Here is a 13,878-nt window from a genome sequence, read left to right as displayed (position 1 = left end):
TCGCGCCGCGCATGGCGGCGGCTGCCGTGCCGGATCAGTCGATCATGATCCCGATCGGCATCATCGGGCGCCGCGTCGTCCTGCCGCTGACCATCGGCGACAGCGAAACCTGTCTTTTTCTCCTTGATACCGGCGCGACGGTGAACCTGATCGACCACGATCTGGCTCAGGAACTGCGGCTGCCGGTGCATACCGGCGGGGTGATGCGCGGCATTGGCGGGCGGACCGTGAACACCGTCTATCGCGCGCCCGAAGTGGTCCTGGGCGGCGCCGTGCGTCAGCGCAACCTGCTGTTCGTCGACATCGGCGAGGATCTGAGCCTGGGCGAGGACATGCGCGGCGCCATGTCGGCGGGCCTGCTGACGACGTTCGACAGCGATCTCGATTTCGTTGACCGGGAAATCCGTGTCTATCCGCGCGGGCGCAGCGACCGTTCGGGTTTCACGCGGCTGTCGGGCGAGATCGAACATGCGGATCGCAGCGGCGGTTCGCAATATATGTATATCGATGCCTGGCTGGGTCAGGCGCGGATGCGTTTCCTGCTCGATACCGGCGCGCCGCGCGCGCTGATGCTGTTCGCGCATGCCGTCGGGCGCAGCGGCTTGTGGAACGACGACATTCCCTGGACGCCGCAGCAGATGCACGGGCTGGGAGGAGAGGCCGATCTCGGGCGTACCGTGCGCGCGCCGTTCCTGGAAATGGATGGTATCCGGTTCGACAGCCCGCTGGTGCAGCTTTTCCACCCCGACGATAATGACAGCGGCCGTGACGCCGACGGCATCATCGGTCTGGAAATTATGGAGCAGCTCGACTGGTCGACGGAGGTGCGGCGCAATCGCATCTGGGCGCGGCGCAACGGCAATCGGGCCGAGCGGCAATATTACGGCATGTCGGGCCTTTGGGTCGATGCCGAAGGCGACGATCTTGTCGCCGTCGCGGTCGGCAAGGGAAGCCCCGCCGAAGCCGCCGGCATCGCCGCGGGCGATCGCTTTCCGGGCATGACGCTTCCCCAGATGCTCGCGCGCATCAATCAGCGGGAGGGCGCCGAAGTCACGCTGGAGGTTACGCGCGGCGGCACGACGACCACGCGGAGCTTCACGCTCGCGCGCTATCTGGATTGAGGCGGGACTTGCCACCGCGAACGGGAAGCGCCACCTGACGCGCTTCACTCTGTCGGAGCACGCCCGTGAAACCCACCGCGCGCAAATGGCGCATCGCCATCATCCTCGCGCTTGCGATTGCCGCCGCCTATGTCGCCTGGCGCAGTCAGGGCCCGCAGGAGGCGCCGTGCGAACCCGGCCGCGAGGAAGTGAAGGACGACAGCGGAAACGTGGTCGAGATCCGCACCGTCACTTGTTTCGACTGACTGCGCTCAGAGATATTTCGCGCCGGTGAAATAGAGGCCGTCGGGCGGCGCGTTGAACCCCAGTGCCTGCCGCTCGCGCGCGGCCAGCGCATCGGCGACGTCCTGCGGCGACCATTTGCCTTCGCCGACCAGCTTGAGGCAGCCGACCATCGAGCGAACCTGATGGTGGAGAAACGACCGCGCTTCGGCCACGACATAGACTCGCTCGTCCTCACGCCGCACCTCGAGCCGGTCGAGCGTGCGCAGCGGGCTGTCGGCCTGGCAATGCGCCGAGCGGAAGGTGGTGAAATCATGCCGCCCGATCAGGTGGTTCGCCGCTTCCTGCATCGCGGCTTCGTCGAGCGGCTGGATGACGCGCCAGGCAAGGCCCTGCTCGAACGTCAACGGCGCGCGGCGATTGACGATGCGATATTCATAGGAGCGCCCGACGCACGAAAAGCGTGCATGCCAGTCGTCGGGGACCATTTCGCAATCGAGCACCGCGACGGGGTTGGGACGCACGCGCGCGTTGATGGCTTCCATCAGGCGGAACGGCGTGAAGTCCTTTTCCACTTCGCAATGCGCGCGCATCGCTTGCGCATGGACGCCCGCATCGGTGCGCCCGGCGGCGTGGAACAGCACGTCCTCTCCGGTCACTTCATGCGCGGCGTCTTCCAGTGCCTGCTGCACGCTCGGCCCGTGATCCTGCCGCTGCCAGCCCATGAACGGGCGGCCGTCAAATTCGATCGTGAGCGCGAACCGCGTCAAAGCTGCGTGCCCGCCGGAATGGCAAAGCCGCGCAACAGGTCGGCCGGCGCCATCGCGCCCTTGCCCGCGCGCTGGACCAGCGTGGGGCGGATCGCGCCGCTGCCGCACGCGATGGTGAACGCATCGTCGATCACCGTGCCCGGAGCGCCGCTGTCGCCAGTGACTTCGGCGGCATGGATGCGGAAGCGCTCGCCTTCATATTCGAAAAACGCGCCCGGCACCGGATTGAACGCGCGGATTTGGCGCTCGACCTGATCGGCGGGCTGCGTGAAATCGATCCGCGCTTCGGACTTGTCGATCTTGGCGGCATAGGTGACGCCTTTTTCGGGCTGCGGCACCGGCGGATGGGCATCGGGATCGGCAAGCACCTGCACCATCAACCGCGCGCCCATAGCGGCGATCTCTTCGGTCAGTTCGCCCGCGGTCTTGCGCCCGATCGGCGTGCGCCCCTCAAGCCGCACCGGGCCGGTATCGAGCCCGGCCTCCATCTCCATAATGCCGACGCCCGTCTCTTCGTCGCCCGCCAGGATCGCGCGCTGGATCGGCGCCGCCCCGCGCCAGCGCGGCAGCAGCGACCCGTGGACGTTGAGGCACCCCATAAGCGGCGCGGCAAGGATCGGTTTCGGCAGGATCAGCCCATAGGCGGCGACCACCGCGACATCGGCGTTCAGTGCCGCGAATGCTGCCTGTTCGTCGGTGCCCTTGAGGCTGACCGGCGTACGCACCGCGATTCCCAGCGCCTCGGCACGCGCATGGACGGGCGAGGGTCGCAGGCTCTTGCCGCGCCCCGCACGCCGCGGCGGCTGGCTGTAGGCAGCAACGACATCGTGTCCCGCCTCGATCAGCGCGTCGAGCGTCGGCACCGCGAAATCGGGCGTTCCCATGAAGATGATCCGCATGGGAGTGCCCTATGCACCGGAAGTTACGGATCGCAACCCCGTGTCCGAATTCCGCTTGCCCTGAGCTTGTCGAAGGGCAGTCCTTTCTTGTCCGTCGGAGCCCAAGGAAGAGCGGCACTTCGACAAGCTCAGTGCAAACGGAGGTGTTTGCTCCGGCTTGCATGGCCACTTCCCGTCGCGCTCGCGCCTCGCTATCTCCGGCCGCATGGCATCTCCCGAAATCGAGGCGCTGACTCAGGCGCTCTCCCGGCTTCCCGGGCTCGGGCCGCGTTCGGCGCGGCGCGCGGTGCTGCATCTGCTCAAGAAGCGCGAGACTGCGCTCGAACCGCTGCTCGCCGCATTGGGCGCAGTGAGCGACAAGCTCTCGACCTGTTCGATCTGCGGCAATGTCGACACCAGCGATCCGTGCGGCATCTGCGCCGATCCGCGGCGCGAGGGCAGGGCGCTGTGCGTGGTCGAGGAAGTCGCCGACCTCTGGGCGCTCGATCGCTCGCGGCTCTTCCCCGGCAAGTTCCATGTTCTCGGCGGCCGCCTCTCGGCGCTCGACGGCGTCCGGCCCGAGGACCTGGCGATCGACAGCCTGATCCGCCGCATCGCCGATGGCGGCATCGATGAAGTCGTCCTCGCGATGAACGCCACGCTGGAGGGACAGACCACTGCGCATTACATCGCCGAACGGCTCGAACAATATCCGGTCCGCCTGACCCAGCTTGCCCACGGCCTGCCGGTCGGCGGCGAACTCGACTATCTCGACGAAGGCACGCTCGCCCAGGCGCTGCGGGCAAGGAGGCCGGTGGCGTGAGCGCAGCTGGGGACCGGCAGGTTGTTGTCGCTGACGATCTCCGCGCGCGTGTCGCCGAGATCAAGGCGTTTCGAGGTTTCGAAGCATCGAAATGGTGGCTGGCATTCTACCTCGGTGGCGCCGTGGAAAGGCTCGAACGGTCAGTTCCACAACTGGCTGTGTTGGGCGCGATCAATCTAGACGACAATGATTGCGGGTTCCTCTATCCGAAGATCGAAACTGCAAGTAAGCCCGTCCGCATCACCGAAGTGGTCGCAGCCGTCCAGGCGATTTGTAGCGATTGTGGCGTCCAACTCTTGCATGTCGATGTCGATACCAGCCCGTCGGTGGTGAATTCCCGTTTCGAGCTGTTAATCGATTTTGAAAAGCCGGTTGGGGAGCGGTTTGCGTGAAACAGAAAACCGCGCGCGTCGTGCAATGGCTGCCGCTGGCGATTCCGTTCGTTCTTGCGGCGGTCTTGATCCACAATCCCGGCATCTGGCCGATGCTGCCCTATTGGCTGCGGGCGGTGATATTTCTCGGCGCGGTCGGCGGCGTGACGATCGGCTTTCTCGCCGCGATCATCTGGTTCCTGCGGCAGTAGAGCGTCGACGCTGGCCCGATGCTACTCGGTGACGGCCAATGACAGGCCGCTGAAAACAAATTCACCGGTCGAGCAGAAGGCGCGCACCCGCGCCGTTTCGAATGCCTGTAGCGTAGCCGAGAAATGCGCCTCGTCGATCGTGACAGTGAGGTTTCCCGCTTCCGTCAGCGTCATGGTGAAATCGAAAGCCGATTCCGCCGGCAACTGACCCAGTCCCATTGTCTTCCGCGTCCCGGAACGGTTGGAGACGATCTCAAGCTCGAGAAACTTGGCGTCGGGTTGCGGCGCCCTGACCCGGAAGAAGACACCATTGTCCCGATCCATATCAATGGTGACGCCCGCAACGGGAGCATAGTCCCCGCGCCGGGATTCCTTGAGCATCAGGGAACCGTGAACCTCGAAAGGGCTGGCGGTTTCGATCGCGACCGACGCGGACCGGTTCTCCGCGGCATCGCAATCAAACGTCATGGTCTGCGCGTGGGAACTTACCGACGAAGCAGACAGGAACAGGATCGCCATTTTGAATAGCCGAGACAAAGCCCGCATCAACTTGGCCCCCTTCGGTTCTGCGACGCGGCCTTTTGGTCGCATGGGGCGGAACGGAAGGAAAGAGCATTCCATAATCCGGCATTCGGCCAGTTGATTCCCGGGCGGCCGGGCCCTAAATTTCGGTCATGGCCATCCTACCCATCGTCGAAGTACCCGATCCGCGTCTCAAGACCGTCTCCACGCCCGTAGAAGGCGTGGACGATGAGGTGCGCAAGCTGATCGAGGACATGTTCGACACGATGTACGACGCGCCCGGCATCGGCCTTGCCGCGATCCAGGTCGGCGTGCCCAAGCGCATCGTCGTGATGGACCTGCAGGAAGAGGAAGACGAGGACGGCAAGCCGATCCGCGAGCCGCGCGTCTTCATCAATCCCGAAATCCTCGATCCCGCCGAGGACATGTCGCTTTATACCGAAGGCTGCCTGTCGGTGCCCGAGCAGTTCGCCGAAGTCGAACGCCCCGCGCGCTGCCGCGTCAAATGGCTCGACGAGAACGGCGCCGAGCATGACGAAGTGTTCGAAGGGCTGCTGGCGACGTGCATCCAGCACGAGATGGACCATCTCGAAGGGATCGTGTTCATCGACCATCTCTCGCGCCTCAAGCGCCAGATGATCCTCAAGAAGCTGCAAAAGGCGCGCAAGGCCGCCGCCTGACCGGCCGGTTTACCGCTTCACATCGTCGAGCAGCGTCAGCGGCGTATCGCTTCGCGCGATCACACTCATGCTGCCGTCGGTTTCCAGCACCACTGCGCCGACATCGGCGATATTGCCTATCCCGGAGGCGCGCACCGCCGCATCGACTTCGGATCGCGTGACGCGTTCGCTGCGCATCGCCGCGTCGCGATAGCCGCCTTCATGCACCAGCAGCGCCGGATCGCTGCGCACCAGTTCCTTGAATGGCGGCCAGGCGACCGACAGCTTCGCGACGATCCACTGCAGCAGCGCCAGCATCGCAAAGGCGAGCAGCCCTTCGAGAAAGGCCACGTCCTTGGTCAGCAACACCGTTGCCAGCGTCGAGCCCAGCGCGACGGTGACGACCAGATCGAAGGCGTTGAGCTTCGCCAGCGATCGCTTGCCGGCAAAGCGCAGCACCACCACCAGCGACCCATAGGCCGCCAGCGAGATCAGGACGACGCGAAACAGGCCGTCCAGACTATCGAACCACATTCGCGGCGGCCCCGATCAGAAGGTTTCGAGCGCGGCCTGGCAATCCGCGGCGCATTCGCGGCACATTTCGGCGCAACGGCGGCAATGGTCATTGTCGTGCATCTCGCATTCGGCGGCGCAGATCAGGCATGCCTGCATGCACAGCTTCAGCGAAGACTGGATCAGCGCCGGATTCTGTCCGGTGCGGCGAACGGCGATACGCGCCGTCATCGCGCAGACATCGGCGCAGTCGAGGCAGCTGCGGATGCACTGGCGCATGTCCATGTTCTCGGCGGAACAGGCGTCGGCGCAGCTGGTGCAGATCGCCGAGCAGAACATGGCGTGGCGCGCCGCCTTTGCCAGCGGTTCGTTCAGATCGCCCGCGACATCGGGATGCGACTTGATCATTTCGGCAATCGACATGAGGCATTCCTTTCCGGTGAATGCCAAACGAACGGTGCCGCGACCGCATCGTTCCCTGTCAGCAATTACAAGGGCTTGCGCGCCACCAGATCAATCACTGCAGACATGCCCGCATGGCCGGGCCCTTCGTCGAGTTCGGCGTCGTAGCTTTGCAGGCTTTCGATGGTGAAATCGGCGAACGCTTCGCGCAGCATCGCTTCGGTGTAGAGATTCTCCACCTGCTTCGGTCCGCCGGTGCCATAGGCAAGCTGCTCGGGGCGATAGCCTTCGAGCAGCATCAGCCCGCCGGGGCGCAGCGCCTGCTTCATCCCCGCGAACATCGCGGCGCGATCGGCGGGGCCGGTGAACTGGATGAAGATCGCCGCAACGACATCGAACGCGGCGTGCGGCCATTGCCATGCCAGCAGGTCGACTTCGCGCGTGGCGATCGCGACGCCGTTGCGATCGGCGAGCCGCTGCGCCTTGGCAAGTGCGTGCGGCGAGAAATCGATCGACAGCACATCGAGCCCCTGTTGCGCCAGCCAGACGCCGTTGCGCCCTTCGCCGTCGGCGACCGCAAGCGCCCTCATGCCGGGGCGCAGCAACGGCGCCTGCCGCGCGAGAAAGCCATTGGGGGCTTCGCCGAAGACATATTCCTCGGTGGCGAAACGCGTGTCCCAGAAGGACTGGTCGGAAGGATCGATCATGCGGCACCTATATACGATAATGATTCGCAATTGCATAAATTATTCTATGCGTGCAATATCGCCCGGATCGAGCGGCAGGCCAAGCGCGGTTCGCTCCGTCACCGCCATCCCCGCGAAAGCCGGAGTCCGGTTTTCTTCCTTCAGCCATGATCGCTGGACTGCGTTTCGCGGGGGTGGCGGCCCATCGTGTCCTTGCCGGGAACTTTGGGCTGTCCTACTGCAATCGTTCCAGCTATGTTCCCGTTATACTACCGATCCGCGCGCGGGCGCACGCGCGCATGTTACGGTACGACTCTGGTGCGACCTTTGGGAGATTTGCGTGGGTTTCGAGCTTTTGATCACCGGCGCTGTGGCGCTGCTTCTCGGACTGGCGCTCGGCTGGTTCTTCGGCGGGCGCGGCGCGGCCGATCTGCGTGCCGAACGCGACCGGCGCGAAGCCGATTTCAAGGCGGCGATCACTGATCTTGCCGCCGCCGAGGAGCGCGCGAAGGAAGTGCCTGGGCTGCGCGAGGACATCGAATCGCTGCGCGACGAACGCGACGCCGCACGCACCGAACTGACGACGCTCAAGGCGCAGGCGGGGGCTTTCGAGGAACGGCTCGCCGAGTTCAAGGGCGCGCGCGAAGTGATGGCGGGCCAGTTTCGCGAACTCGCCGGACAGATGCTCGGCGAGGCGCAGAAGAGCTTTCTCGAACGCGCCGAGGAACGCTTTACCCAGAGCGGCGAGAAGAACGAGGCCAAGCTCAAATCGCTGCTCCAGCCGGTCGAGGCGACGCTCAAACGCTATGAGGAAGGGCTCAATCGCGTCGAAAAGGAGCGCAATGACAGCTATGGCCAGCTGCGCGAAGCCGTCGCGGCGGTGCAGGCGAGCATGGCCGAAACGCGCGGCGAGACCGCCAAGCTGGTCAATGCGCTGCGCGCCGCGCCCAAGACGCGCGGCCGCTGGGGCGAACAGCAGTTCCGCAACCTGATCGAGCTTGCCGGGCTCGACGGTCATGTCGATTTCCAGCCCGAGGTTTCGGTTTCGACCGAGGACGGCAATCTTCGCCCGGATTTCATCATTCGCCTGCCCGGCGACCAGCAGCTGATCGTCGACGTCAAATGCGCGCTGGAGGGCTATTTGCAGGCCGCCGAAGCGACGTCGGCGGAGGCGCGCGAAGCGGCGATGCTCGCCCATGCCCGCGCAGTGCGCAACCACGCCGATCAGCTCGGGCGCAAGGCCTATTGGAGCCAGTTCGAAAAGGCCCCCGATTTCGTCATCATGTATATCCCCGGTGACAATTTCCTGTCGGCCGCGCTCGAGGCGGACATGGAGCTGTGGGAACGCGCGGCGCGCAATCGGGTGATCATCGCCGGTCCCTCGGCCTTCCTCCCGCTCGCGCGCACCGTCGCGGCGATGTGGCGCCAGCAGAAACTGACCGAGGACGCGCAGGAAGTCGGGCGGCTCGGCAAGGAAATGTACGAGCGGCTGGCGACGGCGCAGAAGCATTTGAGCCGCGTTGGCGGCGGGCTCAATTCCGCGGTCGACAATTACAACAAGTTCGTTGCAAGCTTCGAAGGACGCGTGCTGGTATCGGCGCGCCGGTTCGAGGCGCTCAATGTCGATACCGGCGCTGCGAAGCTCGAAAGCGTTGATCCGGTCGATGTCGTCGCGCGTGCGCCGCAGGCGGAATTGCTGACTTCGGGCGAGGCCGGTTCCGCGGAGGTGGACGAGACCGAAAGCGGCTGAACCATTGTCTTTGGGGGAAAGAATGCGGAAATTCACTTGTACGGCGCTGTTGCTCGGCGCGCTTCCGGCCCTGCCGCTGCCTGCCGCCGCCGCCGCGCAAGTCGAGGAAACGCAGCCGAACGATGGCGGACAGCAGGATCGCGCGGCGCAGGACCGCGATGCGCTGAACGCCGCTATGGCGCATATCCGTGCAGGCGAACCCGCCAGGGCGATCCCGCTCCTCGATCCGCTGCTCGCGCGTTTCGACGCCGAGAATGCCGATGAAACCCGCAATGTCTATTGCGCCCAGAACCAGCAGATGATGATCCTCTACAGCGCGCTCGGCAGGCAGGCCGAGGGCAATCGCGACACGCAGGTGCTCGATTCCACCTGGTGCACGGCATTGTGGATGAAGGGCTTTGCCCTCATCGATCTGGAGCGCCCCGAAGAGGCGTTGGGATATTATCGGCGCGCGACCGAGCTGTCGCCGTTCAGCCCGCAATATTTCGTCGAGCTCGGCTATGCCTATAAGGAGCTCGGGCAGTGGGAGGAATCCGCGAAAGCCTATCGCCAGGCGGCCGAAGGCGCGCAGATGGCGTTTCAGGACGAAGAACGCGACAGGTGGTTGCGGCGCGCCTGGTATGGCGAAGCCTATGCATTCATCGAGCTGGGGCGCTGGGCGGAGGCGGAAGCGCTACTCAGGAAATGCCTGGAAGTGGCGCCGGGTGACGAAAAGGTGCTCAGCGAACTGCGCTATATCGCGGAAAACCGCACCGACGGGAAATAGGCCTCAGCGCATCGGTCGCGGGGCGGGGGCCTGCGGACGGAGCACCAGCGTTTCGCCGTCGGGCGCGGTGAGGATCAGGCGTTCGGCCGCATCGGTGGAATAGGCGAGCGGCTGGCCCAGCAGCGCTGACAGCGCCGACTCGCGGGCCATCAGCGGGGCTGGGCAGGCCATTCGCGTGCTCATCATCGCGCCGGTGACCAGCCGGTCGTTTTCGAAGCGGAAGCTGCCGCCCATGCGATTGCATCCGGCGCTCGCCGAAATGCGACCGTCCTGAAAGCGGATCGTTGCGTGCTCGTCGTCGATGGCTTCGCCGGCGATCGACACGATCCGCCAGCTTCCGTCGAGGATCGCGCTGCTGTCTGCCGTCGCCGCCTCGGCCGGCGTCCCGCCGCAGCCCCGATAGCGCGTGCCGTTGACCGTGACCTGCACTGTGTCGGGATAGGTCCGGTCGCTCATCCCGTCGCTGCAGCTGCGGGCACTGAAAACCTGAACCAGCATGTCGCGCGTCGCGAAATTCTGGCTGGCGAGCGCGACCCGCGCCTGCGGCCGCTCGCGCACCAGCGGCGGATGATCGGGGCGTTCGAAGCGCATCGTGTCGGCATCGATGGTCAGCGACCAGAAGGGCTCGGTGCCAATCGCGCGATAGGGTTCGACCGCGACGGGCGCGGCGGGCGTCGGTGCCCCGCCGGGCTGGGCCATCGTACAGCCACCCGCGATCAGGGCGGCGAAGGGGGCGGCAATCGGAATGAGGCGTGGCAGCATGGGTTCCTCTCTTCCCGAAATCTGGCGCGGCAGTGCTGAACCGGGGATGACCCGCGTTTCAGCGCTGCTGCCGGTCGAGCACCTGATATGCCATCACCGCCGTCGCCACCGCGGCGTTGAGGCTGTCGGCCTTGCCCAGCATCGGCATCTTCACCAGCACATCGCATTCGGCGGCCATATGTTCCGGCATCCCCTGCGCCTCGTTTCCGGTCAGCAGAAAGGTGGGGGCAGGATAATCGGGCGCGCGATAATGGTGGTCGGTGTCGAGGCTGAGCCCGACGAGCTGCCCCGGCCCGGACCGCAGCCAGTCGCGAAATTCCTCCCAGCGCGCCCGCGCCACCGGCACGGTGAACAGCGCCCCCATGCTGGCGCGCACTGCCTCGACCGAAAAGGGGTCGACGCAATCGTCGACCAGGATCAGCCCGCCCGCACCGACGGCGTCGGCGGTGCGCAGGATCGTGCCGAGATTGCCCGGATCGCGCAGCCGCTCGGCGACCAGCCAGATGCCCGCGCTGTCCCGGTTCAGATCGGAAAGGTCCACCGTGAATTCGGGATAGACGCCGACGACCGCGCCCGGATTGTCCTTGCCCGACAGCTTGGAAAGAATGTCGGCATTGGTCTCGATCGCTTCGCCGCCCGCCGCTTCGGTTTCGGCGACCAGCGCCCGCGTCAGCGGATGGCTGGCACTGTCCTTCGCGAAGAACAGATATTGCGGCAGCTTCCCCGCTTCGCGCGCTTCGGTGAGGATGCGCAGCCCCTCGGCGAGGAACAGCCCTTCCTCGCGCCGGTGACGCTTGTCGCGCAGGTTGCGCATGCGTTTGACGAGCGGATTGGAGAAAGCGGTGATTTCGCGGGCCATGCCGGCTCCTTGCCGATGCGCGCGGCGAACGCAAGCGGGCGGCGTGGAAGTGTATTATATGCATTAGACGCCAGGCGGGATTCGTGTAGCGTCGCAGGCTCGAAGGGAGCCAAGCATGACCGACCTGCCGATACCGCTCCGTGTCCGCATCGCCGCCCTTTGGGCGACGCTGATGTCACTCTACATCTACAACGACTATTTCAAGCTCTACCGCCCCGGCGTGCTCGGCGAAATGGCGGCGGGGCGGATGGGGCCGCTCGGCCCGGCCGATGCCACCGTGCTGATCATCGTTTCGGTGATGCTGGCGATTCCCGCCTGCATGATCGCGCTGTCGGTGCTGCTGCCCCCGGTGGCGAGCCGCTGGCTGAGCGTAGTGGTGGCGCTGCTTTACACCGCAATCGAGGCACTGGCGTTCGTCGGCGCCTATCCGGCCTATCAGATCATCGTTGCGCTGGAACTGCTCACGACGCTGACGATCCTCTGGATGGCGCTGCGCTGGCCACGGCCGGACGCGACCTAGTCCTCGCCGAACCGGTCCTCGACGAGCTGCGCGAGCGCAGAAACGGCTTCCTCGGCGCCGTCGCCTTCCGCGCGGATCACGATCGAATCGCCCATCGCCGCACCCAGCATCATCAGGCCCATGATCGACGTCGCGGTGACGCTGGAACCGTCCTTCTCTACGGTGAGCCGCGCCGAATGGCTGGACGCGAGCGTCACGAACTTGGCGCTGGCACGGGCATGAAGGCCCCGGCGGTTCTCGATGCGAACCGTCCGCGATGCTTCGCTCATGCGGCGGCCTCGCCCAGCACCTCGGACGCGACGGTGATGTATTTGCGCCCGGCTTCGCGGGCGCCGGCGACCGCTTCGGTGACATTCATCGCCTGGCGCGCGCCGCCCAGCCGGATCAGCATCGGCAGGTTGATTCCCGCGATCACTTCGATCCTGCCGGTTTCCATCAGCGAAATGGCGAGATTCGACGGCGTGCCGCCGAAAAGATCGGTAAGCAGGATGACGCCGTCGCCGGTATCGACCGCCTTGATGGCCTTGTCGATGTCGGTGCGCCGCTCCTCCATATCGTCCTCGGGGCCGATGCAGATGGTTTCGATCTGCTCCTGCGGTCCGATCACATGCTCCATCGCAGTGACGAATTCCTCCGCGAGGCGACCATGCGTAACCAGTACGAGCCCGATCATGCTGTTCTCATCCAGTTGCCTGCGCCGCCGGCTGCGTTTCCAGCGAGTCCTGCGGCGCGGTTTGCAGATCCCGATGCGTCACCGTGGGGGAAAATCCCTCCTCACGCAACCGGCGCGCCATCCGTTCCGCGACATGCACCGAACGGTGTCTTCCGCCGGTACAGCCGAAGCCGATGGTGACATAGGCCTTGCCCTCCGCCTGATAGCGCGGGAGCAGCAGCAGCAGCAGCGATTCGATCTGTTCCATCGCCGCGGCATAGGCCGAATCTTCTTCGATATAAGCCGAGACATCGGCGTCGCGGCCCGTGCCGGGGCGCAATTCGGGCACCCAGTGCGGATTGCGCAGAAACCGCATGTCCAACACCAGATCGGCATTGCGCGGCACGCCCCGGGCAAAGCCGAACGACATCACCGAAACGGTCGTCTGGCCGATGCCTTCGACCGAGAAAGTGGAGCGGATCTTCTGCGTCAGTTCGTTCGCCGAAAGGCTGGTGGTGTCGACCAGCCGGTTGGCCCAGCGGCGCAGCGGATTGAGCAGGTCGCGCTCGCGCGCGATGCCGTCGGTCGCCGGGCGATCCTGCGCCAGCGGGTGGCGACGGCGGGTTTCGGAATAGCGCCGTTCCAGCTCGCTGCCCGCGCAATCGAGGAACAGCATGCCGATGTCGTGCTCATGCTCCTCGCGCAGCCGCTTGATCCGGCGGACGATGCTTTCCCCGTCGAACCCCCGGGTGCGCGCGCCGATGCCGATGGCGAGCGGGCGATCATCGTCGCCCTCCGCGCCTTCTGGCAGCGGCGTGTCGAGCAGCCGGTTGAGGAAGAGAAGCGGCAGATTATCGACCACTTCCCAGCCAAGATCCTCGAGCGTGCGCAGCACGGTCGACTTGCCGGCACCCGACATGCCGGTGACCAGCAGGATATTCTTGGGACGGCGCTTGCTCATCCGGCAATTGCCCTGGCGAGCGCATATTCGACCTTGAGCGGCGCGGAAGCCTCGAGCGCGGGAAGCGTGAGCGAGGGAATATCGACGCCGGCGACACGACGTGTCCCGAACCCTTCGGGAAATCGCGGCGGTGCCGCGTCGATCGCGATATGCAGTGCGACAGTCACATCGCTTTCATAGGACATTTCGACAATGCCGACACCGCGAACTTCGATCTTTCCGGCGATTGTTGTCGGCGGTGCGGCACACAGGACACGATCGCGCCGCGTGCATATGGTGTAGTCATCCGCCACGAGCATCGCTCCGCGATCGATCAGCCGCAGCGCCAGATCGGATTTGCCCGCGCACGACGCCCCTTCGATCAGCACCGCGCGGCCGCCGATCGCGACACAGGACGCATGTACCGTTTCGGTCGACAGTTCCGCCACG

The 13,878-nt window shown here is 65.3% G+C and carries 21 protein-coding genes; 9 read left to right on the top strand and 12 right to left on the bottom strand.

Features of this window, described 5'->3' with window-relative positions; all coding sequences use genetic code 11:
* The first annotated feature begins 11 nt into the window (after window positions 1–11).
* Together G5C33_RS12945 and G5C33_RS12940 are read left to right on the top strand one after the other, a co-directional pair.
* Window positions 12–1,121 carry an aspartyl protease family protein gene (locus tag G5C33_RS12945; protein ID WP_165327599.1) on the top strand — a complete coding sequence of 370 codons (1,110 nt, stop codon included), beginning with the start codon at window positions 12–14 and terminating at the stop codon, window positions 1,119–1,121.
* Window positions 1,122–1,186: 65 nt separating this feature from the next.
* On the top strand, window positions 1,187–1,366 hold the full coding sequence (locus tag G5C33_RS12940) for a hypothetical protein (protein ID WP_165327598.1): 180 nt from the start codon (window positions 1,187–1,189) through the stop codon (window positions 1,364–1,366).
* A 6-nt stretch (window positions 1,367–1,372) separates the two neighbouring features.
* Here G5C33_RS12940 and truA read toward each other — a convergent pair whose 3' ends face one another.
* Both truA and fmt read right to left on the bottom strand, forming a co-directional pair.
* Entirely contained in the window at window positions 1,373–2,113 is a 741-nt protein-coding gene (gene truA / locus G5C33_RS12935; RefSeq protein WP_165327597.1) for a tRNA pseudouridine(38-40) synthase TruA, read from the bottom strand.
* A complete protein-coding gene (gene fmt, locus G5C33_RS12930; protein ID WP_165327596.1) occupies window positions 2,110–3,012 on the bottom strand; it encodes a methionyl-tRNA formyltransferase in 903 nt (300 codons plus the stop codon). The genes truA and fmt overlap by 4 nt, the downstream gene beginning before the upstream one ends.
* Before the next feature lie 205 nt (window positions 3,013–3,217).
* Here fmt and recR point away from each other — a divergent pair, with 205 nt between their 5' ends.
* From recR to G5C33_RS12915, 3 genes are read left to right on the top strand one after another with little or no spacing between them, the layout of a single operon-like run.
* A complete protein-coding gene (recR, locus tag G5C33_RS12925; RefSeq protein WP_165327595.1) occupies window positions 3,218–3,814 on the top strand; it encodes a recombination mediator RecR in 597 nt (198 codons plus the stop codon).
* On the top strand, window positions 3,811–4,206 hold the full coding sequence (locus G5C33_RS12920) for a hypothetical protein (RefSeq protein WP_165327594.1): 396 nt from the start codon (window positions 3,811–3,813) through the stop codon (window positions 4,204–4,206). The genes recR and G5C33_RS12920 overlap by 4 nt, the downstream gene beginning before the upstream one ends.
* Window positions 4,203–4,397, top strand: a complete 195-nt coding sequence (locus G5C33_RS12915; protein ID WP_165327593.1) for a DUF4175 domain-containing protein — start codon at window positions 4,203–4,205, stop codon at window positions 4,395–4,397. Before G5C33_RS12920 ends, G5C33_RS12915 begins: the two co-directional genes overlap by 4 nt.
* Window positions 4,398–4,418: 21 nt before the next feature.
* On the opposite strand, the gene G5C33_RS12910 is transcribed toward G5C33_RS12915, so the two are convergent.
* On the bottom strand, window positions 4,419–4,916 hold the full coding sequence (locus tag G5C33_RS12910) for a hypothetical protein (protein WP_165327592.1): 498 nt from the start codon (window positions 4,914–4,916) through the stop codon (window positions 4,419–4,421).
* Between the two features lie 155 nt (window positions 4,917–5,071).
* Between G5C33_RS12910 and def the strand changes: the two genes are divergently transcribed.
* The gene (gene def, locus G5C33_RS12905) at window positions 5,072–5,599 is read left to right on the top strand and encodes a peptide deformylase (protein ID WP_165327591.1); all 528 of its coding nucleotides are present in this window, start codon (window positions 5,072–5,074) and stop codon (window positions 5,597–5,599) included.
* Between the two features lie 9 nt (window positions 5,600–5,608).
* On the opposite strand, the gene G5C33_RS12900 is transcribed toward def, so the two are convergent.
* From G5C33_RS12900 to G5C33_RS12890, 3 genes are all read right to left on the bottom strand, one after another.
* Window positions 5,609–6,112, bottom strand: a complete 504-nt coding sequence (locus G5C33_RS12900; protein ID WP_165327590.1) for a DUF421 domain-containing protein — start codon at window positions 6,110–6,112, stop codon at window positions 5,609–5,611.
* Window positions 6,113–6,127: 15 nt separating this feature from the next.
* Window positions 6,128–6,514 (bottom strand): four-helix bundle copper-binding protein, encoded by a 387-nt coding sequence (locus G5C33_RS12895; RefSeq protein ID WP_165327589.1) that lies wholly within the window; start codon window positions 6,512–6,514, stop codon window positions 6,128–6,130.
* 65 nt (window positions 6,515–6,579) lie between these two features.
* A complete protein-coding gene (locus G5C33_RS12890) occupies window positions 6,580–7,200 on the bottom strand; it encodes an SAM-dependent methyltransferase (RefSeq protein ID WP_165327588.1) in 621 nt (206 codons plus the stop codon).
* A gap of 319 nt (window positions 7,201–7,519) precedes the next feature.
* Between G5C33_RS12890 and rmuC the strand changes: the two genes are divergently transcribed.
* Window positions 7,520–8,929 carry a DNA recombination protein RmuC gene (gene rmuC / locus G5C33_RS12885; protein WP_228275062.1) on the top strand — a complete coding sequence of 470 codons (1,410 nt, stop codon included), beginning with the start codon at window positions 7,520–7,522 and terminating at the stop codon, window positions 8,927–8,929.
* 22 nt (window positions 8,930–8,951) lie between these two features.
* Window positions 8,952–9,695: a tetratricopeptide repeat protein gene (locus tag G5C33_RS12880; protein WP_165327586.1), complete on the top strand. Its 744-nt coding sequence runs from the start codon at window positions 8,952–8,954 to the stop codon at window positions 9,693–9,695.
* A 3-nt stretch (window positions 9,696–9,698) separates the two neighbouring features.
* On the opposite strand, the gene G5C33_RS12875 is transcribed toward G5C33_RS12880, so the two are convergent.
* Both G5C33_RS12875 and G5C33_RS12870 read right to left on the bottom strand, forming a co-directional pair.
* Complete coding sequence (locus G5C33_RS12875) at window positions 9,699–10,457, bottom strand: META domain-containing protein (RefSeq protein WP_165327585.1); 759 nt, start codon at window positions 10,455–10,457, stop codon at window positions 9,699–9,701.
* Window positions 10,458–10,515: 58 nt separating this feature from the next.
* Window positions 10,516–11,316, bottom strand: coding sequence for a TrmH family RNA methyltransferase (locus G5C33_RS12870; protein ID WP_165327584.1), 801 nt, complete (start codon window positions 11,314–11,316; stop codon window positions 10,516–10,518).
* Window positions 11,317–11,431: 115 nt separating this feature from the next.
* On the opposite strand from G5C33_RS12870, the gene G5C33_RS12865 reads away from it, so the two are divergent.
* Window positions 11,432–11,836, top strand: a complete 405-nt coding sequence (locus G5C33_RS12865; RefSeq protein ID WP_165327583.1) for a DUF6326 family protein — start codon at window positions 11,432–11,434, stop codon at window positions 11,834–11,836.
* Here the strand turns inward: G5C33_RS12865 and G5C33_RS12860 are convergent.
* From G5C33_RS12860 to G5C33_RS12845, 4 genes are read right to left on the bottom strand one after another with little or no spacing between them, the layout of a single operon-like run.
* The gene (locus G5C33_RS12860; RefSeq protein WP_165327582.1) at window positions 11,833–12,105 is read right to left on the bottom strand and encodes an HPr family phosphocarrier protein; all 273 of its coding nucleotides are present in this window, start codon (window positions 12,103–12,105) and stop codon (window positions 11,833–11,835) included. The genes G5C33_RS12865 and G5C33_RS12860 overlap by 4 nt on opposite strands.
* On the bottom strand, window positions 12,102–12,509 hold the full coding sequence (locus tag G5C33_RS12855) for a PTS sugar transporter subunit IIA (protein WP_165327581.1): 408 nt from the start codon (window positions 12,507–12,509) through the stop codon (window positions 12,102–12,104). Before G5C33_RS12855 ends, G5C33_RS12860 begins: the two co-directional genes overlap by 4 nt.
* A gap of 7 nt (window positions 12,510–12,516) precedes the next feature.
* Window positions 12,517–13,449 carry an RNase adapter RapZ gene (gene rapZ, locus G5C33_RS12850; RefSeq protein WP_165327580.1) on the bottom strand — a complete coding sequence of 311 codons (933 nt, stop codon included), beginning with the start codon at window positions 13,447–13,449 and terminating at the stop codon, window positions 12,517–12,519.
* Window positions 13,446–13,877, bottom strand: a complete 432-nt coding sequence (locus G5C33_RS12845) for an HPr kinase/phosphorylase (protein ID WP_165327579.1) — start codon at window positions 13,875–13,877, stop codon at window positions 13,446–13,448. Before G5C33_RS12845 ends, rapZ begins: the two co-directional genes overlap by 4 nt.
* Window position 13,878: the final 1 nt, after the last annotated feature.

Source organism: Sphingosinithalassobacter tenebrarum, from assembly GCF_011057975.1.
Lineage (GTDB): Bacteria > Pseudomonadota > Alphaproteobacteria > Sphingomonadales > Sphingomonadaceae > Sphingomonas > Sphingomonas tenebrarum.
The sequence above is the reverse complement of the archived record's forward strand: the minus strand, read 5'-3'. Positions and strand labels throughout refer to the sequence as shown.

Excerpts from the sequence above, each read along its gene's own strand:
- G5C33_RS12945 (WP_165327599.1), top strand. The coding sequence starts at position 12 with ATGGCGGCGGCTGCCGTGCCGGATCAGTCGATCATGATCCCGATCGGC.
- fmt (WP_165327596.1), bottom strand. The coding sequence starts at position 3,012 with ATGCGGATCATCTTCATGGGAACGCCCGATTTCGCGGTGCCGACGCTC.
- recR (WP_165327595.1), top strand. The coding sequence starts at position 3,218 with ATGGCATCTCCCGAAATCGAGGCGCTGACTCAGGCGCTCTCCCGGCTT.
- G5C33_RS12910 (WP_165327592.1), bottom strand. The coding sequence starts at position 4,916 with ATGGCGATCCTGTTCCTGTCTGCTTCGTCGGTAAGTTCCCACGCGCAG.
- def (WP_165327591.1), top strand. The coding sequence starts at position 5,072 with ATGGCCATCCTACCCATCGTCGAAGTACCCGATCCGCGTCTCAAGACC.
- G5C33_RS12900 (WP_165327590.1), bottom strand. The coding sequence starts at position 6,112 with ATGTGGTTCGATAGTCTGGACGGCCTGTTTCGCGTCGTCCTGATCTCG.
- G5C33_RS12895 (WP_165327589.1), bottom strand. The coding sequence starts at position 6,514 with ATGTCGATTGCCGAAATGATCAAGTCGCATCCCGATGTCGCGGGCGAT.
- G5C33_RS12890 (WP_165327588.1), bottom strand. The coding sequence starts at position 7,200 with ATGATCGATCCTTCCGACCAGTCCTTCTGGGACACGCGTTTCGCCACC.
- G5C33_RS12880 (WP_165327586.1), top strand. The coding sequence starts at position 8,952 with ATGCGGAAATTCACTTGTACGGCGCTGTTGCTCGGCGCGCTTCCGGCC.
- G5C33_RS12875 (WP_165327585.1), bottom strand. The coding sequence starts at position 10,457 with ATGCTGCCACGCCTCATTCCGATTGCCGCCCCCTTCGCCGCCCTGATC.
- G5C33_RS12870 (WP_165327584.1), bottom strand. The coding sequence starts at position 11,316 with ATGGCCCGCGAAATCACCGCTTTCTCCAATCCGCTCGTCAAACGCATG.
- G5C33_RS12865 (WP_165327583.1), top strand. The coding sequence starts at position 11,432 with ATGACCGACCTGCCGATACCGCTCCGTGTCCGCATCGCCGCCCTTTGG.
- G5C33_RS12860 (WP_165327582.1), bottom strand. The coding sequence starts at position 12,105 with ATGAGCGAAGCATCGCGGACGGTTCGCATCGAGAACCGCCGGGGCCTT.
- G5C33_RS12855 (WP_165327581.1), bottom strand. The coding sequence starts at position 12,509 with ATGATCGGGCTCGTACTGGTTACGCATGGTCGCCTCGCGGAGGAATTC.
- rapZ (WP_165327580.1), bottom strand. The coding sequence starts at position 13,449 with ATGAGCAAGCGCCGTCCCAAGAATATCCTGCTGGTCACCGGCATGTCG.